The sequence below is a fragment of the Aeromonas sp. FDAARGOS 1419 genome, from assembly GCF_019047045.1.
GTDB classification, from domain to species: Bacteria; Pseudomonadota; Gammaproteobacteria; order Enterobacterales; family Aeromonadaceae; genus Aeromonas; species Aeromonas veronii.
The window spans coordinates 4,549,611-4,567,695 of sequence record NZ_CP077209.1 but is presented as its reverse complement, the minus strand read 5'-3'; the positions used below and the strand labels follow the sequence as shown (position 1 = coordinate 4,567,695).

Annotated in this window: 19 protein-coding genes; 15 read left to right on the top strand and 4 right to left on the bottom strand. The window is 61.0% G+C overall.

Annotated elements, in window-relative coordinates; genetic code table 11:
- Position 1 precedes the first annotated feature (1 nt).
- Positions 2–595, bottom strand: coding sequence for a TetR/AcrR family transcriptional regulator (locus I6L49_RS20880; RefSeq protein ID WP_216950297.1), 594 nt, complete (start codon positions 593–595; stop codon positions 2–4).
- Between the two features lie 107 nt (positions 596–702).
- Here I6L49_RS20880 and I6L49_RS20875 point away from each other — a divergent pair, with 107 nt between their 5' ends.
- Together I6L49_RS20875 and I6L49_RS20870 are read left to right on the top strand one after the other, a co-directional pair.
- Entirely contained in the window at positions 703–1,626 is a 924-nt protein-coding gene (locus I6L49_RS20875; RefSeq protein WP_216950296.1) for an ABC transporter six-transmembrane domain-containing protein, read from the top strand.
- Positions 1,627–1,654: 28 nt separating this feature from the next.
- Positions 1,655–3,043, top strand: a complete 1,389-nt coding sequence (locus I6L49_RS20870) for an FAD-binding oxidoreductase (RefSeq protein WP_216950295.1) — start codon at positions 1,655–1,657, stop codon at positions 3,041–3,043.
- A 39-nt stretch (positions 3,044–3,082) separates the two neighbouring features.
- Here the strand turns inward: I6L49_RS20870 and I6L49_RS20865 are convergent, their stop codons facing one another.
- Positions 3,083–3,730: a class I SAM-dependent methyltransferase gene (locus tag I6L49_RS20865; RefSeq protein WP_150389506.1), complete on the bottom strand. Its 648-nt coding sequence runs from the start codon at positions 3,728–3,730 to the stop codon at positions 3,083–3,085.
- Between the two features lie 144 nt (positions 3,731–3,874).
- Between I6L49_RS20865 and I6L49_RS20860 the strand changes: the two genes are divergently transcribed.
- The 7 genes from I6L49_RS20860 to I6L49_RS20830 all read left to right on the top strand — a co-directional run bounded on the left by I6L49_RS20860 (position 3,875) and on the right by I6L49_RS20830 (position 10,450).
- Positions 3,875–4,549 carry a thermostable hemolysin gene (locus I6L49_RS20860; protein WP_216950294.1) on the top strand — a complete coding sequence of 225 codons (675 nt, stop codon included), beginning with the start codon at positions 3,875–3,877 and terminating at the stop codon, positions 4,547–4,549.
- On the top strand, positions 4,546–6,012 hold the full coding sequence (locus I6L49_RS20855; RefSeq protein ID WP_150389508.1) for an AMP-dependent synthetase/ligase: 1,467 nt from the start codon (positions 4,546–4,548) through the stop codon (positions 6,010–6,012). Before I6L49_RS20860 ends, I6L49_RS20855 begins: the two co-directional genes overlap by 4 nt.
- Positions 6,009–6,662 (top strand): TenA family transcriptional regulator, encoded by a 654-nt coding sequence (locus I6L49_RS20850; protein ID WP_100645292.1) that lies wholly within the window; start codon positions 6,009–6,011, stop codon positions 6,660–6,662. Before I6L49_RS20855 ends, I6L49_RS20850 begins: the two co-directional genes overlap by 4 nt.
- A gap of 34 nt (positions 6,663–6,696) precedes the next feature.
- Positions 6,697–7,566 (top strand): SDR family oxidoreductase, encoded by an 870-nt coding sequence (locus I6L49_RS20845; RefSeq protein ID WP_216950293.1) that lies wholly within the window; start codon positions 6,697–6,699, stop codon positions 7,564–7,566.
- A gap of 1 nt (position 7,567) precedes the next feature.
- Positions 7,568–8,200, top strand: coding sequence for a tetratricopeptide repeat protein (locus I6L49_RS20840; protein WP_216950292.1), 633 nt, complete (start codon positions 7,568–7,570; stop codon positions 8,198–8,200).
- Between the two features lie 130 nt (positions 8,201–8,330).
- Positions 8,331–9,017: a response regulator gene (locus tag I6L49_RS20835; protein ID WP_005335091.1), complete on the top strand. Its 687-nt coding sequence runs from the start codon at positions 8,331–8,333 to the stop codon at positions 9,015–9,017.
- Positions 9,014–10,450, top strand: a complete 1,437-nt coding sequence (locus I6L49_RS20830) for an ATP-binding protein (RefSeq protein WP_216950291.1) — start codon at positions 9,014–9,016, stop codon at positions 10,448–10,450. The genes I6L49_RS20835 and I6L49_RS20830 overlap by 4 nt, the downstream gene beginning before the upstream one ends.
- 38 nt (positions 10,451–10,488) lie before the next feature.
- Here the strand turns inward: I6L49_RS20830 and I6L49_RS20825 are convergent, their stop codons facing one another.
- On the bottom strand, positions 10,489–10,983 hold the full coding sequence (locus tag I6L49_RS20825; RefSeq protein WP_081990717.1) for a RimK/LysX family protein: 495 nt from the start codon (positions 10,981–10,983) through the stop codon (positions 10,489–10,491).
- A gap of 381 nt (positions 10,984–11,364) precedes the next feature.
- On the opposite strand from I6L49_RS20825, the gene I6L49_RS20820 reads away from it, so the two are divergent.
- The 5 genes from I6L49_RS20820 to I6L49_RS20800 all read left to right on the top strand — a co-directional run bounded on the left by I6L49_RS20820 (position 11,365) and on the right by I6L49_RS20800 (position 16,302).
- Positions 11,365–12,408: a GMP reductase gene (locus I6L49_RS20820; RefSeq protein WP_005348017.1), complete on the top strand. Its 1,044-nt coding sequence runs from the start codon at positions 11,365–11,367 to the stop codon at positions 12,406–12,408.
- A gap of 96 nt (positions 12,409–12,504) precedes the next feature.
- The gene (earP, locus tag I6L49_RS20815) at positions 12,505–13,701 is read left to right on the top strand and encodes an elongation factor P maturation arginine rhamnosyltransferase EarP (RefSeq protein ID WP_216950290.1); all 1,197 of its coding nucleotides are present in this window, start codon (positions 12,505–12,507) and stop codon (positions 13,699–13,701) included.
- Between the two features lie 45 nt (positions 13,702–13,746).
- Positions 13,747–14,313 (top strand): elongation factor P, encoded by a 567-nt coding sequence (gene efp / locus I6L49_RS20810; protein WP_005362323.1) that lies wholly within the window; start codon positions 13,747–13,749, stop codon positions 14,311–14,313.
- Positions 14,314–14,447: 134 nt separating this feature from the next.
- Entirely contained in the window at positions 14,448–15,212 is a 765-nt protein-coding gene (locus I6L49_RS20805) for a DUF3530 family protein (protein ID WP_005354060.1), read from the top strand.
- A gap of 133 nt (positions 15,213–15,345) precedes the next feature.
- Entirely contained in the window at positions 15,346–16,302 is a 957-nt protein-coding gene (locus tag I6L49_RS20800) for a D-2-hydroxyacid dehydrogenase (RefSeq protein WP_005362328.1), read from the top strand.
- Positions 16,303–16,398: 96 nt separating this feature from the next.
- Here the strand turns inward: I6L49_RS20800 and I6L49_RS20795 are convergent, their stop codons facing one another.
- The gene (locus tag I6L49_RS20795) at positions 16,399–16,881 is read right to left on the bottom strand and encodes a glycine zipper domain-containing protein (RefSeq protein ID WP_216950289.1); all 483 of its coding nucleotides are present in this window, start codon (positions 16,879–16,881) and stop codon (positions 16,399–16,401) included.
- Positions 16,882–17,368: 487 nt separating this feature from the next.
- Here I6L49_RS20795 and I6L49_RS20790 point away from each other — a divergent pair, with 487 nt between their 5' ends.
- Positions 17,369–17,971: a nitroreductase family protein gene (locus I6L49_RS20790; protein WP_005348028.1), complete on the top strand. Its 603-nt coding sequence runs from the start codon at positions 17,369–17,371 to the stop codon at positions 17,969–17,971.
- Positions 17,972–18,085 lie beyond the last annotated feature (114 nt).

Here is an 18,085-nt window from a genome sequence, read left to right as displayed (position 1 = left end):
GCTATGAATGGGCCGGGGGCAAGACCAGCTGATTGACCACCAGCATGATCTCTTGATAAGTGGCTTCTACCGTCTCGGGGGTCGGCTCCAGAATCAGGTCATCGGCATAGCCGTTGATGAGGGAGGTGATCTGGCGCGCCAGTCGCCGGGCATCGCCCGCCACAAACTCGCCGCTGTCGATCCCCTTTTGCAGGATCAGCTCCAATACCTCCCGCCACGCCAGAATGATTTTGCGGTAGCTCTCGGCAAACACAGGGTCGCGCAGTGACTCGTTCCAGGCATCCAGATAGATGGCCCAGGAGGCATCCTGACTGGTCGGCAGGTTATCCCGCACAAAGAGCGGCAACGCTTCGCGGGCCGGCAGCGGCAATAGCCACTCCCGCTGCTCGGCGATCTCCTGATAGGTGAAACGCTCCACGGCGCAGAGGCAGAGCTCCTTCCAATCCTTGAAGTAGTGGTAGACGTGGCTGCGCGCCAGACCGGTGCGCTCGGCCACATCACGGGTAGAAGAGGCGGCCATCCCCTTCTCCCGAAACAGGCCCAATACGGCCTCGATGATCATCTCTTTGCGCTGTTCTGCTGATGGGCGTGCCATCTGACCTCCTGCGATACCAATCGATCTGCTTGACTTTGAGCAGTCGCTCAAACAAACTTTGAGCACTCGCTCAAACTTAGCGTTTCCGACATCTTAGGAGATAACCCATGACAACACCAACCACTTCGGCAGCCAGTTGCAACGAGCAGGCCACGCCGTTGCCACACTCGGCCGGTCGTTCGCTGGGGGCGATTGCACGGGCCAATCCCCTCAAGCTGGCGGGCACCTTCTCGCTGGTGGCCCTCGAAAACATCCTGCTGGTGGCTTATCCCCTGTTCGCCGGCTTTGCCATCGACGCCATCGTCAAGGGCCAGTGGCTGCAGGCCTCAAGCTACGCCCTCATCGTACTGCTGTTCTGGCTCATCGGCGCCCTGCGCCGGGCAGTCGATACCCGCACCTTTACCCATATCTATGCGGCACTGGCGGTGCCGGTGATCCTGACCCAGCGCCAGCAGCAGGAGGGGCAATCCACCATAGTGGCGCGGGTTACCCTGGCGCGGGAATTTGTCGACTTCTTCGAGAAACATATCCCGATCCTGGCCACCAGCCTCATCTCCATCGTCGGGGCGGCAGTGATGCTGATGGTGATCGAGTTCTGGGTCGGCATCGCCTGTATGGGGGTATTGCTGCTGTTCGGCCTGCTGCTGCCCGGCTTTTCACGCAAAAACCAGCTGCTGCACGAGCGGCTCAACGATCGGCTGGAACACGAAGTCAAACTGGTCACCCATGCCCAATCAGCCAGCCTCTCCCGCCACTACCGCGCGCTGGCCTGGATCCGCATCCGGATTTCGGATCGGGAGACACTCGCTTTTCTGGCGGTCGGCATCAGCGCCTCCCTGCTGTTCCTGCTCGCCATCACCATGCTGATGGCCCAGCCCCAGGTCTCGGCAGGCCATGTCTATGCTGTGATGACCTACCTCTGGAACTTTGTCACCAGCCTGGATGAGGGGCCCGGTCTTGCCGATCAGCTGGCCCGGCTGCGAGATATCGGTCGCCGGGTCAACACCGCCCAACCCGATGAACTGATTTGATATTTTGTATCTGTAACCGGAGTAGAAGATGAATCCGACCACCCTTTGCCAACGAGCGTTGACCATGTGCATCAGCTGTTTCTTCCTCGCCGCCTGCGGCCCCAAGATGAGCGACTTTGAGCCCAACACCAGCTACTGGTTCAAGGAGAAACCGGCAGAGGAGAGCGCCCCGCTGGCACAAGACATGAAGGTGGATATCGCCATCATAGGCGGCGGCTACAGCGGACTCTCCAGCGCCTGGCATCTGGCCAAGGCCAACCCGTCGCTCAAGATCGCCATCTTCGAAGCCAAGCAGGTGGGCAGCGGCGCCTCGGGCCGCAACGGCGGCATGGTGTTGCCGGGCTCCGAGGTGATGGATCTCTACGAGGGGGGGGAGGCGAGCAAGCGCCACTACGATCTCACCGTCGCCAGCATGCGCAAGCTGCAGGCGCTGGTCGCCTCAACCGGCGTCGAGGCCGACCTCAAGCTCGATGGCTATGTGGAGGCGATCCTCGATGAGGAGGATATCGCCGAGTACCGCGACTATGTGAAAACCGCCAATCGCCTCGGCATCCCGCTCCAGTACTGGAACGCCGATACCACCGAAGAGAAGCTCGGCACCGATCGCTACGTGGGGGCGGTCTACGACCCCAATGGCGGCCAAGTACACGCCATGAAACTGGTCAATGCCCTGCGCAAGGCGGTGGAGCAGGCAGGCGTCACCATCTACGAGCAGAGCCCGGTGCAGGGGATCAAGGAGGGCAAGCAGATCGAGCTCAATGTGGCCCACAAGTACAAGGTGACCGCCGACAGCATAGTGCTGGCGACCAACGGCTATACCTCAAAACTTGGCTACTTCAGCGGGCGGGTCTTTCCGGTACACGCCCAGAGCGCCGTCACCGAGCCGCTCACACGGGATCAGCTTAACGCCATCCAGTGGCAGAGCCGGGTGCCCTACTACGACACCCGCAACATCCTGTTCCATCTGGTATTGACCCCGGATAACCGCATCGTCATCGGTGGCGGCAATGCCGAGTACGTCTTCAACGACGGCCTCAACTACAAGGGCGATCTCAATCGGGTCAGCGAGATGATGATGACCGAGCTGGTGACCCTCTATCCGGCCCTCAAGGGGATCAAATTTGAACAGGTGTGGGACGGGGTGCTCGGCATGACAGGCGACAGCACTGAAGCGGTGGGGGTGATGGGGGCTCACAAGAACATCTACTACGCCCTCGGCTACAACGGCCACGGCATCAATCTCTCCTTCCTGTTTGGCGACATCGTGGCCAGCCTCTATCAGGGCAAGGAGCACCCCTGGTTCAACCATGCCGAGCAGAGTCTGCCGATGTGGCTGCCGCCAGAGCCGTTCAAGTCAATTGGCGTAAAATCTGCCCTGATGTACTACCAGTGGCAGGACAAGGGCTACAAGGAGTAGCGCCGGGCGAACCCGACGAGTAACAGACGAAGGCACGCCTCAGGGCGTGCCTTTCTGCAATACCGCCACATCGGCGTGGGGGAAGCTGAGTTCGGCCTGCCAGCTGGCGGCCAACACCTGAAACGATGCCTCGGCAAAGAAGACGATGTGGGTCGGGTCGTGGCGATAGCGCCAGTTTTTAAACCGCTCGTCACCGAGCACCCGCTGGGTCTGCAACACCAGCAGGCCACCGGGCTTGAGGCAATCCCACAACTGCGCCAGCACCGTGCGCGGCTCGGCGATATGTTCTATCACCTCGGTACTGGTGATGAAGTCATACTGACGCGTCAGCAACTCGGGAAAGTCGGCATAGAACTTGTCATATCCCGCCATCTGGTAACCCGCCTCGCGCCCCATCGCCACCAGTGCCGGCCCCGGGCCACAGCCAAAATCGAGACCACTGGCAGGTAGCGGTACCCGCGCCAGCACCTCGCCAAAGGCCCGCATCAAAAAAGTGCGATAACGGGGATCATCCACCCGATTGTCGTGACCGTCATAGACCGCCTTCTCCGCCGCCTCATCCAGATGATCCGCCTCATCCAGCCAGACCAGCTCGCACGCGAGGCAGCGATGATAGCGCTTGCCAGCCACCGGCAGGGGATAACTGCGATGACTGGCACACAGGGGGCAGCTGACGGTGGATGACATGACGGTTCCTCTTGGGGGCTTCCTGTTGGATAACAGCGGCGCAGATTGCCTGCCCGCAGCCTCGCTGACAACTTTTTTTGCTCCTTAAGGGTTTCTTAAGTTTGCCCTTTTACTCTCAAACCATCGCAAGAGAAGGAGTCACCCATGACCATCGAGATCCAGGCCCCCTACCGATTGCTGCTAGCCAAGTCCCCGCAGCAGGTCATGGCGCTGCAAACCTATATCCAGGCCGCCTACACCCTCGAGTTCAACGCCCGCATCCCCCATTTTCTCCCCTGTCTGCTGGGGCTCTATCGGGCGGACGGGACGCTGGTCGGTGCCTGTGGTCTCAATCATACCAGTGAGGGGCCTCTCTATCTGGAACAGTATCTGGAGCAACCCATCGAGGCCGCCATCAACACCCGCCTCGGGGTCTATCCGGCACGCAACCGCATTATCGAAGTGGGCAATCTGGCCTGCAGCGAACCGGGCAATGCCCGCCTGATGTTCGCGGCCCTGTGTCGTCTGCTGTGTGAAAACGCCCTCGACTACGTGGTCTTTACCGGCACTGCCAAGCTGCGCAACAGCTTTGCCCGCCTGCAACTCAACCCGGTGGAGCTGGCCCCTGCACAGGCCCATCAGGTGGGAGCCGACGCCGATGCCTGGGGTGAGTACTACCGCTGCCAACCCAAGGTGATGGTGGGTGACATCAATCAGGGGCGCGAGGTGCTGGCCCAGCGCAGCCTGCTGCTCAATCTGCTGGCCCCCATGCCAACCCTGTTTGACGATGCCGGTGAGAGCAGTGATAACCAGACCCATCAAAAAAGGTGCGCCCAATGAGCCTGTTCGACGCCATCGCCAAACATGCCCACGAGGCTCCGCAATCCCCTGCGCTGCTGAGCAGCCTGCAGCGTCTCGATTACCAGACCCTGTGGCAACAGATCCAGCGTCTTACAAGCCAGCTGCAACAGCTCGACATCAATCGTCTGGCTCTGCAACTGGACAACGGCCTGCCCTGGGCGCTGCTGGATCTCGCCTGCACCCGCGCCGGTATCGTGGTCATTCCGGTGCCCCACTTCTTCAGTCAGGCCCAGCAGGCCTGGTTGCTGGAGAGCAGCGGTGCCGATGCGCTGGTGGGCCCATATCATCAGGGGTGGCATGCCGCCGAGCCGCTCTCGCTGATCACCGGCGAGCTGCCGCTCTGGCGCCATACCCCGGCCAATCGACCGGCGCTGCCCAAGGGCACCGCCAAGATCACCTACACCTCCGGCACCACGGGCCAGCCCAAGGGAGTCTGCCTGTCACTGACCCAGATGATGGCGGTGAGCCATGCGCTGGCCGAGCGAGTCGCGTCAGCCAAGGTGGAAAAACACCTGACCCTGCTGCCGCTGGCGACCCTGCTTGAAAACATCACCGGCCTTTATGTGCCGCTGCTGACCGGCGCCTGCAGCCGCATTCCGTCCCTCGGTGAGCTCGGCTTCACCGGCTCCAGTTCGCTCAATCCAGCCATGCTGGGGGAGGCGCTGCTACGCTGGTCGACCCACAGTCTGGTGCTGGTGCCCGAACTGCTGCGCCTGCTGCTGGCGCTCTGCACCAGCACCCCGACGCTGGCCCAGCAGCTCAAGAGCCTGCGCTTTATTGCCGTCGGTGGCGGCAAGGTGGCCCCCGACCTGATCAAACATGCCCGCCAGCTCGGACTGCCGGTATATGAAGGTTATGGCCTCTCGGAGTGTGGCTCCGTGGTGGCGCTCAACAGCCCGGATGCTGACAAGCTCGGCAGCGTCGGCCGCCCCCTGCCCCACTGTCAGGTCACCATCGCCAGCGACGGCGAAATTATGGTGAGCGGCAGTGCCATGCTGGGCTATCTCGGCAGCAACGAACTAACTCCCGAACAGATCGCCACCGGCGATCTGGGTCATCTCGATGATGAGGGCTACCTCCATATCACCGGGCGCAAGAAGAATGTCCAGATCACCGCCTTTGGCCGCAACTTCTCGCCAGAGTGGGTGGAAGCCGAGGCCCAGCTCTGCCCCGCCATCGCCCGCATCGTGGTGTTTGGCGATGGTCAGCCTGCCAACGTGGCGCTGATCCAGCCCCTGCCGGGGAAAGAGGCGGATCTGCCACGCCAGATCGCAGGTCTGAACCAGCGGCTGCCCGATTATGCCCGGCTGCACCACTGGTTGCCGGTGGCACTGGATCAACATCCCGGCCTGCTGACCGCCAACGGGCGCCCCCGTCGCAACGAGATTTACCAACACTTTTCCCGGCAAATCAGCCAATGCCTTACAGGAGAATCGTCATGAGCTTCTATCAGACTCTGCAACAAGCCACTGCCCAGGAGCGTGAGCATCTGTTCAACGCCCCCATTATCGAAGCCTGTCGCCGTGGCGATATCAGCCGTGACACCTATCTCGCCTTTCTGGCACAGGCTTACTACCACGTGCGCCACACAGTTCCGCTGCTGATGGCAACCGGCGGCAAGCTGGGTCAGGAGTACGAGTGGGTGCGTGGCGCCATTGCCGAGTACATCGACGAGGAGTATGGCCATCAGGAGTGGATCCTCAACGATATCCGCGCCTGTGGCGGTGATGCCGAGGCGGTGCGCCACGGCCAGCCCGGGCTGCCCATCGAGCTGATGGTCGCCTTCCTCTACGACCAGATCCAGCGCGGCAACCCCATGGGCTTCTTCGGCATGGTGCAGGTACTGGAAGGCACCAGCGTCGCCATCGCCCTCACCGTCGCCGACCAGCTGAAAAAGGGCCTCGGCCTGCCACCCCAGGCGATGAGTTACCTGAGCTCCCACGGCGCCCTGGATCAGGAGCACCTCAAATTCTTTGAATCCTTGATGGATCGGGTCGAGAGTCCGGCGGATCAGGCCGCCATCATCCACGGGGCCAAGGTGGTTTATCGCCTCTATGGCGAGATGCTCTACAACCTCACCGCCACACCGTAAGTCGGCAGCAGACAGCAAAAAGGGAATCCATACCATGAACCTTGAAGGGAAACTCGTGCTGCTCACCGGCGCCAGCGGTGGCATAGGTGAGGAGCTGGCACAGGAGCTGGCCGCCCAGGGGGCCCGCCTGCTGCTGCACGGACGTCGCGGCCCGGCACTGGAGCGGCTGTGCAAGTCACTGCCTCATCCCGAGCGCCATCAGGTGGTGCTCGCCGACCTCGGCTCTGCACAGGAGCGGGCCAAGCTGTTGCAACACCCGGCGCTGGAGCATGGGATCGACATCCTGATCAACAACGCTGGCTGCAACCAGTTTGCCTGGCTGGAAGATCAGAGCTTTGAGCAGGTGGAGCGCCAACTGCTGCTCAATATCGAGGCGCCCATCCAGCTCACCCGTGCCCTGCTGCCAACCATGCGCAAGCCGGGGATCATCATGAACATGGGCTCGAGCCTGGGCAGCATCGGCTACCCCGGTTACAGCGTCTACTGCGCCAGCAAATTTGCCCTGCGCGGCTTTAGCGAAGCGCTGGGACGGGAGCTGGAGGGGAGCGGCATCAAGGTGCTGCACTTTGCCCCCCGCGCCACCCGCACCAAGCTCAACTCCGAGGCTGCCTACGAGATGAATGCAGCGCTAGGCACCCAGACCGACAGCCCGCAGGAGGTGGCCGAAGAGGCGGTCATCGCCCTGTGCAACGAAACCCGCCGCAGCTGGCTCGGCTGGCCGGAAAAACTGTTCGTGCGGCTCAATGCCATGCTGCCCGGCATTGTCGACAAGGCGCTGGCCAGACAGCTGCCGATCATCAAACGTTATGCCCGTCATCTTCAGCCAGGGACGGCTGATGCTGGCGCCAACAGCGCGCCACAACCAGACTTGTCCCGCCCGATCCCGACCAAGAAGGAGCATTAATATGAACTTTTTCCGTCAATCAGTGACCTCTTGTGCCATCGCCATCCTGCTGGGATCCACCTCAGTCATGGCCGCGGGTGATGCCCTCGTCCCCATCCAGCAACAGTGGGCCGTCTGCCAGTATCAACAGAGCGGCAAGGCGAAAGAGAGCTGCCTCGAAACCCTGAGCACCCAGGCCGAAGCGGCCAGCGCCAAGGAGCCTTTTCGCGCCGATCTGCTGATCTGGTCGGCCATCGTCAAGAGCACCTGGGCGGGGGCCAAAGGGGGGCTGGGGGCACTGGGTCTGGTGAAAGAGGCCAAAGCCAAGCTGGAGCTGGCGCTCAAGCAGGATCCCAAGGCGCTGGACGGCTCTGCCTACACCAGTCTGGGCTCCCTCTACTATCAGGTGCCCGGCTGGCCGGTCGGCTTTGGCGATGACGAAAAGGCAGAGCAGCTGCTCAAGCAGGCGCTGGCCATCAATCCGGATGGCATCGACCCCAACTTCTTCTATGGCGACTTCCTGCTGGATCAGGGTCGCAAGGCCGAGGCCAAAACCTATCTCGACAAGGCGCTGGCCGCCCCGGCTCGCCCGGGCCGCGAAGTGGCCGACGAAGGGCGCAGAATGGAGATCCGCGATCGGCTGGCCAAGCTATAAAATCCTGATGGATCAAAGAACTATTTAAACTCTGCCCACCAGCTTGCATACTGGTGGGCAGGGTTGTTTATGCCACGGCACGCCCTGGCGCTGAGCCAGATCGCCACACCCAACAAACAGGGAGAAAAGAATGCGGATCCTGCTGGTGGAAGATGATGTGATGCTGGGGGATGGTATGCAGGATGCACTGCGCCATAGCGGCTACACGGTGGACTGGCTGCAACAGGGGTTGCCCGCTCTGGCAGCCCTCAAGAGCGACGAGTTCGCCGCCCTGATCCTCGATCTCAACCTGCCCGACATCGATGGCCTCAGCCTGCTGCGCAAGTTGCGGCGTGAAGGCCACCAGTTGCCGGTGCTGATCCTCACCGCCCGCGATGCGCTGGACGATCGGGTGGTCGGCCTTGATGCCGGCTCCGACGACTACATGGTCAAGCCCTTCGCCCTGCAGGAGCTCAACGCCCGCCTGCGCGCCCTGGTTCGTCGCAGCAAGGGGCAGGCTCAGGCGGTACTGGAGTATGGCGACATCCTCATCTATCCCGAATCCCAGCAGGTCACCTATCAGGGGGAAGCGGTCAAACTCACCCCCCATGAATACAAGTTGCTGCAGGAGCTGATCAGCCAGAGCGGCCGGGTGCTGAGCAAGGATCAGCTGCAACAGAGCCTCTACGGCTGGGATGAAGGGGCCGAGAGCAACGCGGTAGAGGTGCATATCCACCATCTGCGCAAGAAGTTCTACAGCGACCTCATCCGCAATATTCGCGGGGTCGGCTACATCATTCCCCAGCTCGAACAGCCAAGCCGGACACCCGCACGATGAAACGTCCCCGCTCCATTCGCCGCTTTCTGCTCACCGGTATCCTGACGCTGGTGAGCCTGAGTCTTACCATCAGCGCCTTTATCGGCTACATGGAGGCGAGCCACGAAATGGAGGAGCTGTTTGATGCCCGCCTCGCCCAGTCGGCCCGCATCACCAATCAGCTGCTTGCTCGCTACATGGCCCAGCAGGGGCAGTTGCCCGCCAACGGCACCGTCTATCAGGAGTGGGAGGCGCAAAATCCCGATGAGTGGCAAAAAGACCCCAGTCTCAACCTGACCGGCGAGGATCGGGAGATCACCCCCTACGGCCACGAGTTCGAACGCAATCTCTACTTCCAGCTGCTCGATGAAAAGGGCGGCTTGCTGCTGCGCGCCCCCAGCGCCCCGGATCAGCCGCTGGTCACCCTGGCCATCGGCTTCGACACGGTCGAAAAAGATAATCACCAGTGGCGCACCTTCACTCTCTACAACCAGCAGGAGCAGACCTGGCTGGTGGTGGCCGAGCGGGACGACGAGCGCAGCGAACTGGCCAGCAAGATGGCCACCCTCACCATGCTGCCGCTGCTGATCACCCTGCCCTTCCTGCTGGCCCTGCTCTGGTGGCTCATCACCCGCGGGCTGGCCCCCCTGCGTCAGCTGGCCCAGGCCATCAGTGAACGTCACCCCGCCAACCTGAGCCCGCTCAGCCTCAAGATAAGCGCTCAGGAGCTGACCCCCCTCACCAACGAGATCAACCGGCTGATGCAGGCGCTGGCGGAGACCATAGAGCGGGAGAAACAGTTTACCAACGAGGCGGCCCACGAGCTGCGCACCCCGCTGGCGGTGCTGCGGATCCACAGTGAAAATGCCCTGGCTGCCGAAGATGAAGTGAGCCGCCAGCAATCCCTGCACAAGATGCTGCAGGCCCTCGACCGCAGCGATCGGCTGATCCGCCAACTGCTGACCCAGGCTCGTATCGACAACCAACAGGGGCTGGTATTGACCGAGCTGGAGGTGGGCCACCTGCTGCAAGGCACCCTGGCGACCCTGGCCCCCATCGCGCTCAAGAAGGATCAGCAGCTGTCGCTGGAGTGTGAAGTGCCGCAGCTGGTGATGGGGCAGGCCACCCTGCTCGAACTGCTGTTTAGCAACCTGATCGACAATGCGCTGCGCTACACCCAGCCGGAGGGCGAGATCAGGGTGCGGGTTCAGCGAGAGGGCAATCGGGTGAGGGTGGATGTGAGCGACAATGGCCCCGGCATTCCCGCCAGCGCCTTGCCCCGGTTGTATGAACGCTTCTTTCGGGTCAATCCCCAGCAGGGGGATGGCGTGGGTCTCGGCATGGCCATCGTCTCACGCATCGCCCAGTTGCACGGCGCCGACCTCGATGTCCACAACCGGCCGAAAGGGGGGCTGGAGGTGAGCGTGCTGCTCCCGCTGCCGCCGGCAAGATAAGCGATAAGTAAAGAGCCCGCGATGCGGGCTCTTTACTTTCAATGACAATCTGGCTGCACGGTAAAGGTTCGACTGGAGTCCACCGGGCCCAGCTCCGCCAGCAGACGTCGACCCAGCAGCACCGGATAGATCATCTTGCTGCGATCCCGCAGGGTGAACCACTCCTCATACACCTTGTCCCCCAGACAGATGGACATGGTCACCGTTGGCCGCTGCTCCATGCCGCCCGCCCCACGCACCGTCACGCTGCGCTCGACCCGCCGTTCGAACTGCTGCTTGACCAGTTTGCCGCTGTCGGCATCGGTCACCACCAACATGAAGCGCACCCAGGGCTTGCCATCCCGTTTGAATCTGGTGATAGAGCGTGCATCGAGGGAAGAGGTGAGCGCCCCGGTGTCGAGTTTCATCTTCACCGCCACGCCGGTGGGCAAAATAAGTCCCTTCTCGATCCAGCCATAGCTGGTCGGGGTCTCTGCCAGCGCACTGCCACACAGTGCCAGCATCAGGGTGATCCCCACCATCATCTTGCCCATTTTACTGCCCTGCCTTGTCAATCCTGCGCCCAGATCTACCACAGTCCCATTGTGGGTCAATCCGATTTATTTCAGCTACTTGGATAATATCTGGCGGGTCAGGAGAGAGACGACAAAGAGTGGCCGAATGGCGGCCCAAGCGGGCGGGAATATCGTAGGAGAGCAAGGCACCGAACGGTGCTGGATGAAACTGGTGGTTAACCTCAGGTTGTGACGCCAAAGGCTACCACAACAATGAGCGAATTATCAGTCTTGTTCTGAAGGGATTTTTGCCTACACTGTTGTAAACCGGAGGGCCTGAAAACCACCGGTTTTTTTGCGCCTGCCGAAAATTTGCCACTGCAAAAGTGACTTTCAACAAGGCTCAATAAGGAATTTGTAATGCGTATCGAAGAAGACTTGAAGCTCGGTTTCAAGGATGTCCTGTTCCGCCCCAAGCGCTCTACTCTCAAGAGCCGTTCCCAAGTAAGCCTGACCCGTCAGTTCACCTTCAAACACACTCAGACCCAATGGCAAGGCGTACCCGTTATCGCCGCCAACATGGATACCGTCGGCAGCTTTGCCATGGCACGCACGCTGGCCGGTTTCGAGATGATGACCGCGGTACACAAGCACTACAGCCTTGAGCAGTGGCAAGCTTTCGTCAACGAGACCGATCCGGCGCTGCTGGGCCATGTGATGGTCTCCACCGGCACCTCGGCTGAAGATTTCGCCAAGACCCGCCAAATCCTCGCCATGTCCGAAGCGCTGCGTTTCATCTGTGTCGATGTGGCCAACGGCTACTCCGAACACTTCGTCGAGTTCGTGCGCAAAATTCGTGAAGCCTGCCCCAACCACGTCATTCTGGCGGGCAACGTGGTGACCGGCGAGATGGTCGAAGAGCTGATCCTCTCCGGCGCCGACATCGTCAAGGTCGGCATCGGCCCGGGCTCCGTCTGCACCACTCGCGTCAAGACCGGTGTCGGTTATCCGCAGCTCTCCGCCATCATCGAGTGTGCCGATGCGGCCCACGGCCTCGGCGGCCAGATCGTCGGTGACGGCGGCTGCACCTGCCCGGGCGACGTCGCCAAAGCGTTCGGCGGCGGCGCTGACTTCGTCATGCTGGGCGGCATGTTGGCAGCCCACGAGGAGTGCGGTGGCGAGATCGTCGATGTAGACGGCGAACCCTTCATGAAGTTCTACGGCATGAGCTCCTCCAGCGCCATGGACAAGCACGCCGGTGGCGTCGCCGAATACCGCGCCTCCGAGGGTAAAACCGTGCTGCTGCCCTACCGCGGCCCGGTCGAGAACGCCGTGCGCGACATTCTGGGCGGCGTGCGCTCCACCTGTACCTACGTCGGTGCCAGCCAGCTGAAAGAACTCACCAAGCGCACCACCTTTATCCGGGTACGCGAACAAGAGAACAACGTCTACGGCAAGGAGTAACCTGCCACAGACCGCCGTCACGCGCTGACGGTTAGAAGCCAGTCAACCGGTGTGCTACCCTGCGCACCGGTTTTTTTGCATCTGGGATCACGAGCCATGACCACTCCCCTGCCCCCGTTTGACTGGGACATCTTCTGCTGCGTCGTCGACAACTTCGGCGACATCGGTGTCACCTGGCGACTTGCCCGCCAGCTAAAGCGGGAGGGGAATATTGCGGCACATGGCGATGAGGTTCAGGTGCGGCTCTGGGTGGACGATTTGACAAGCTTTGCCCGCATCTGCCCCAAGCTCGACCCGGCGCAGGATGGCCAGTGGGTCAATGGCATCTATATCCAGCACTGGCATGAGACCCTGCCGAGCGACATGACACCGGCCAGGGTGGTGATCGAAGCCTTTGCCTGCGAGCTGCCCGCCCCCTTCATAGAGCTGATGGCGAGCCAACCCAGCCCCCCATGCTGGATCAATCTGGAGTACCTCTCGGCGGAGAGCTGGGTCGAGGATTGCCACGCTCTCGCCTCGCCCCAGCGGGTTGGCAACCAGAACCTCAATAAATACTTCTTCTTCCCGGGCTTTACCGCTAAAACCGGCGGCCTTTTGTGCGAGCACGACCTCATCACCGAACGGGAGCTGTGGCAGCAAGATGATGCGGGACTTACCGCCTACTGGGCCAGCCTCGGTTTGCCGCCAAAACAAGAGAACGAGCTGCGGGTCAGCCTCTTTACCTACGAGAGCGATGCGCTGAAGAGTCTGGTCGAGAGCTGGTGCCAGAGCGCCACGCCCATCACCCTGCTGCTGCCGCTGGGGCGCTCTCTCAACGATGTGCTCACCGGTGCCGGTCTGACTGATGCCATCCCTGCGGCCAAAGCGGGGGATCTGCTCCACTCGGGCAACCTCACCATCAAGCTGCTGCCGATGACCGATCAGGCCGGTTACGATCGACTACTCTGGAGCTGCGATCTCAATCTGGTGCGTGGGGAGGACTCCTTCGTGCGGGCCCAGTGGGCGGCTCGTCCTTTCCTCTGGCACATCTACCAACAGGAGGAGGAGGCCCATCTGGTCAAGCTGGAGCAGTTCCTTGACCACTACTTATCCGATCTACCCGCCGAGTGCGGCCAATGGCTGCGCTGCTTCAATCTGGCTCTCAACCGTGGCGAAGATTGCGGCGAACTTTGGGCCCAATGGCCCCGATATAGCGCCATTTGGCAGCAACATGGGCGAAGCTGGTCACAGAAGTTGCTCCGGGATGGGGATCTCGTCACGAGGTTGGTGAAATTTTTAGAAAGCCGTATATAATCTGGCAGTTTTTATCCGTCCGTTTCACGAACAGGAATTTTTTACATGAAAACCGCACAGGAAATCCGCGCTGGTAACGTAGTCATGATCGGCACCGAGCCGATGGTGGTTCAGAAGGCTGAATTCAACAAATCCGGCCGTAACTCCGCCGTGGTCAAAATGAAGCTGAAGGGCCTGCTGAACGGCAGCGCTACCGAGACCGTCTTCAAGGCCGACGACAAGCTGGACGTTGTTCAGCTGGAACGTAAAGAGTGCACCTACTCCTACTTCTCCGACCCCCTGTATGTCTTTATGGACACCGAGTACAACCAGTACGACGTAGAGAAAGACAACCTGGGTGACGTGCTGAACTACCTGGTAGACGGCATGGAAGACATCTGCGAAGTGACTTTCTACAACGAGAAAGCCATCTCCGTAGAACTGCCGACCACCATCGTGCGCGAAGTTGAGTACACCGAGCCGGCTGCCCGTGGCGACACCTCCGGTAAAGTGACCAAGCCTGCCCGTCTGAAAGGCACTACCTACGAGCTGGCTGTTGCCGCTTTCGTAGAGATCGGTGACAAGATCGAAATCGATACCCGCACCGGTGAATTCAAGCGTCGCGTCAACTAATTGACCGCTTTGAATTGATTACAAAAAAGCGAGCCACCGGCTCGCTTTTTTATTGCCTCCGAGTTGCCATCACACCGCCCGCCTTCAGAAAATCCCGCCGCCGCCGCTAACCCAGATAACCGGGGGAGCACACTATGGCCAGATTATCCTTATCACTGCTGTTATTGACCTTGCTGGCTGGCCATGGGGCAGAGGCGAGCGAGGTTGCGCCCCCCGTTGCCGAGCCAATGCCCCTCGACCATTGGCAAGCGAGCGACTGGAAAGGGCTACCCGATGCCACCCAGATAGACAAGCAGACGGTGCTGTTCGCCAAACACGACAGTGAAAACTATCTGGGGCTCGCCATTTTACTGCCCGACTGGCAGCGCAGCGGCCAGCTCTGGCAACTGACTCGCGCCCTCGGCCGATTGGGCTTTGATACCCTGCTGCTGCTGCCCTCCCCCCAGCAGACCGAACTGGACCCAGCCGCCGAGAAAAAAGCGAAAAACAGCGATGCATTTCGCAAACAGTTTGCCGAGCGGATCAGCAAGCTGGCCGATGCCAAGCTGCAGGAGGGGGGCTTCAAGCTGATCCTGGCGCAAGGCACAGGCGCCGCCTGGACTGCCAACCTCATCGCCAGCGAACAGTTGCCAGCCCCCGACGCCCTGGTGCTGCTCGATGGCTTCTTCCCCAACCAGCAGAGCAACCAGACCCTGGCCAAACAGGTGGCTCAGGCGGCCATCCCCACCCTGGACCTCTATCAGGAGGATGGCGGTCGCTGGCCACTGCTGGCCGCCGAGGCCCGCAAAAGCGAGAGCCGCCGCAGCAACAAGCTCAACTATCGCCCCTACGCCCTGATGGAGCTGGAGGAGACCCCCACCCGCATTCAGGGCTGGCTCAACCATCTGGGCTGGCTCTGACCTCGGGCCACAAAGCGCGCGCAACATCACATCTGCCGGATAAAGCCCAGCCATGACACAGCGGCAGGCTGGCCCTGACTGCATCCTCTTTGGCATCATGGCCTCTCGAACCTGAACAATGGCAGGAAGGCCCATGCAGCAGATTGTGTTTCTCGACAGCGATACCCTGGATGCGGGCATCACCCTGCATCACCCCGACTTCCCCCACCACTGGCAGAGCTATCCAAGTACTACCCCGGAACAGGTGGTGGAACGGCTGAAAGATGCCAGCATCGCTATCATCAACAAGGTACGGATCGGCGCCGCCGAACTGGCCCAACTGCCAGAGCTCAAACTCATCGCCCTGGCCGCCACCGGCAGCGACAACGTGGATCTGGAAGCGTGCCGCGCCGCCAACGTTGGGGTGTGCAATATCCGCAACTACTCGGGCCCCTCGGTGCCGGAGCACGCCATGGCGCTGATGCTGGCCCTGTCGCGCAACCTCTTCTGCTGGCGCCAGTCGCTGCTGGAGGGGCGCTGGCAACAGAGCGGCCAGTTCTGCTTCTTCGACCACAACATCATGGATCTGCACGGCAAGCAGCTTGGCATCATCGGTAAGGGAACTCTGGGACAGGCGCTTGGCGAGCGGGCCAAAGGGATGGGGATGACAGTGCGTTACGCCCAGAGCCAGGTCGGCGCCAGTCACGACGAGGATCGCTTGCCCCTCGACGAGTTGCTGCAAAGTTCGGATGTGATCAGCCTGCACTGCCCGCTAACCCCCTACACCCGCAACCTCATTGGCGAGCGGGAGCTGGATCTGATGAAACCGGGCGCCCTGCTGATCAACGTCGGCCGCGGCGGGCTGGTGGATGAGGAGGCGCTGCTGCAAGCGCTGGCCAACGGCCGCCTCGGTGGCGCCGGTTTCGATGTGGCAAGCGTCGAACCGCCGCCTCCCGACCATCCCTTGATGAAGGCGCTACAATACCCCCACTTCATTCTGACCCCCCATGTGGCCTGGGCCAGCGAGGAGTCGATGCAGCGTCTCGCCGATCAGCTGATCGACAACATCAACGCCTTTGCCGCCGGTCGCCGTCAGCACCGGCTGGTGTAACCGCACAAGCGAGTAACCGCAAAATTGAGTGACCACACCATGCAAAACGGGACCAAAAGGCCCCGTTTTGCATCTTCCGCACTCACTGCACACGCATCAATCGTCGTCATGCCATCTGTGCTTCTTATGCTTTTTGTACTTCTTGTGGTGCTTGTGATGGTGATGATCATCGTCATCATCGTAATAGCGATCCTGGCTCTTGTGGCCATCGCCCGTCTTGGAACCGATGGCCGAACCGCTCGCCCCGCCGACCCCGGCGCCGATCAGCTGGCCGGTATCACCACCGACACTCTTGCCGATGGCAGCACCACCCAGCGCCCCCACCGCGCCGCCAAGGGCCGCTTCATTCTTGTTGCCCTTGTTGGCCGTCGCAGCCCCACCGGCAGCACCGCCCAACGCAGCCCCCACCAGCGCACCGATATCGCCACCCAGCTCCTTGCCGATCATGGTGCCCGCTACACCGCCTGCGCCACCACCCAGAATGGTATTGAGGGTCTCGGAGGCGTGCACGGTCGTGCTGCCAGCCAGCAAGGCGCCCAGCAGTGTCAGTGCGCGAAGAGCACGCGAATTCATCTCCATGGGTACTCCTGTCCAATCTGATTAATTTCCTCTGCACTATACAAACCGGCAGGCAGCAAACCAGTGGGTGACTAGCGGCAAGTAGATTTTCACTTGAAACCCGGCAATAGGCGTGACCGGCAAGCCCGAATTCAATCTCTTGAATAACCACACGAAATTTTTTATTTCACAGATATGGCGTGTCCCTCGGCAGGGGCGGGAGGCTGTCGCAGCCCCACCCCAACTACTGGCGATCGGACAGCTCCTGTCACCTGCGCAGGGTTGGGTGGCGCAATCTCAGATGGGCTGACAGTTCAGCGCGCCTCAACCCCGTTCACTGGGGAGCAGCAGGATCGCCTATGTGCGGGGTGTTAACCCTCAGTTGAAAGTGTCACCACTACATGTAAACGCCCGGAAGATGATCGGGTGGTATAGTCTATAGCTTGAACAGCAGGGGATGGCTGGCCACAAGGCTGGCGCCCGGTGACTATCAAGCAAAGGAGATGTTATGAGCAGTCCGTTTATCGAGCAGATCAAAGCACGTCGTACCATCTATGCCCTGGGCGACCAGGTCTCCCATACGCCGGAGCAGCTGACGGCCCTGATCCAGGATGCCATCAGACACAGCCCCTCCTCCTTCAACTCCCAGAGCTCCCGCGCCGTCATCCTGTTTGGCGCCCAACACCACAAGCTGTGGGATATCGTCAAAGCCGAGCTGAAAAAGATTGTGCCGCCGGAAGCCTACGCCCAGAGTGAGGCCAAGGTAGATGGCAGCTTCCGCGCAGGCTTCGGTACCGTGCTGTTCTTCGAAGACACCGACGTCATCAAGGATCTGCAGCAAAAATTCGCCCTCTATGCCGACAACTTCCCCATCTGGTCGGAACATGCCACCGGCATCGCCCAGTTTGCGGTCTGGACGACGCTGGCGCAGGAGAAAGTCGGTGCCTCCCTGCAGCACTACAACCCGCTGATCGACGAGGCGGTACGCAAGGAGTGGAACCTGCCCGCCAGCTGGCTGCTGCGCGCCCAGATGCCCTTTGGCAGCATCAAGCAACCGGCCGGTGACAAAACCTTTATCGACGACGCTACCCGTTTCCGCGTTTTCAAATAACCGTTGAGATAGCAAAACGCCCCCGCATCTCGGGGGCGTTTTTATTGCGACATACAGTGTTGATGGCGCTGGATCATACCGCAATCTGCGATCGTAATACGCTCTATCCACCGC

What these genes read in the sequence shown, in the direction of transcription:
- I6L49_RS20790 (WP_005348028.1), top strand. Translation starts at nt 17,369, where the DNA reads ATGAGCAGTCCGTTTATCGAGCAGATCAAAGCACGTCGTACCATCTAT.
- I6L49_RS20865 (WP_150389506.1), bottom strand. Translation starts at nt 3,730, where the DNA reads ATGTCATCCACCGTCAGCTGCCCCCTGTGTGCCAGTCATCGCAGTTAT.
- earP (WP_216950290.1), top strand. Translation starts at nt 12,505, where the DNA reads ATGACCACTCCCCTGCCCCCGTTTGACTGGGACATCTTCTGCTGCGTC.
- I6L49_RS20830 (WP_216950291.1), top strand. Translation starts at nt 9,014, where the DNA reads ATGAAACGTCCCCGCTCCATTCGCCGCTTTCTGCTCACCGGTATCCTG.
- efp (WP_005362323.1), top strand. Translation starts at nt 13,747, where the DNA reads ATGAAAACCGCACAGGAAATCCGCGCTGGTAACGTAGTCATGATCGGC.
- I6L49_RS20845 (WP_216950293.1), top strand. Translation starts at nt 6,697, where the DNA reads ATGAACCTTGAAGGGAAACTCGTGCTGCTCACCGGCGCCAGCGGTGGC.
- I6L49_RS20820 (WP_005348017.1), top strand. Translation starts at nt 11,365, where the DNA reads ATGCGTATCGAAGAAGACTTGAAGCTCGGTTTCAAGGATGTCCTGTTC.
- I6L49_RS20825 (WP_081990717.1), bottom strand. Translation starts at nt 10,983, where the DNA reads ATGGGCAAGATGATGGTGGGGATCACCCTGATGCTGGCACTGTGTGGC.
- I6L49_RS20860 (WP_216950294.1), top strand. Translation starts at nt 3,875, where the DNA reads ATGACCATCGAGATCCAGGCCCCCTACCGATTGCTGCTAGCCAAGTCC.
- I6L49_RS20875 (WP_216950296.1), top strand. Translation starts at nt 703, where the DNA reads ATGACAACACCAACCACTTCGGCAGCCAGTTGCAACGAGCAGGCCACG.
- I6L49_RS20800 (WP_005362328.1), top strand. Translation starts at nt 15,346, where the DNA reads ATGCAGCAGATTGTGTTTCTCGACAGCGATACCCTGGATGCGGGCATC.
- I6L49_RS20880 (WP_216950297.1), bottom strand. Translation starts at nt 595, where the DNA reads ATGGCACGCCCATCAGCAGAACAGCGCAAAGAGATGATCATCGAGGCC.
- I6L49_RS20805 (WP_005354060.1), top strand. Translation starts at nt 14,448, where the DNA reads ATGGCCAGATTATCCTTATCACTGCTGTTATTGACCTTGCTGGCTGGC.
- I6L49_RS20870 (WP_216950295.1), top strand. Translation starts at nt 1,655, where the DNA reads ATGAATCCGACCACCCTTTGCCAACGAGCGTTGACCATGTGCATCAGC.
- I6L49_RS20850 (WP_100645292.1), top strand. Translation starts at nt 6,009, where the DNA reads ATGAGCTTCTATCAGACTCTGCAACAAGCCACTGCCCAGGAGCGTGAG.
- I6L49_RS20855 (WP_150389508.1), top strand. Translation starts at nt 4,546, where the DNA reads ATGAGCCTGTTCGACGCCATCGCCAAACATGCCCACGAGGCTCCGCAA.
- I6L49_RS20795 (WP_216950289.1), bottom strand. Translation starts at nt 16,881, where the DNA reads ATGGAGATGAATTCGCGTGCTCTTCGCGCACTGACACTGCTGGGCGCC.
- I6L49_RS20835 (WP_005335091.1), top strand. Translation starts at nt 8,331, where the DNA reads ATGCGGATCCTGCTGGTGGAAGATGATGTGATGCTGGGGGATGGTATG.
- I6L49_RS20840 (WP_216950292.1), top strand. Translation starts at nt 7,568, where the DNA reads ATGAACTTTTTCCGTCAATCAGTGACCTCTTGTGCCATCGCCATCCTG.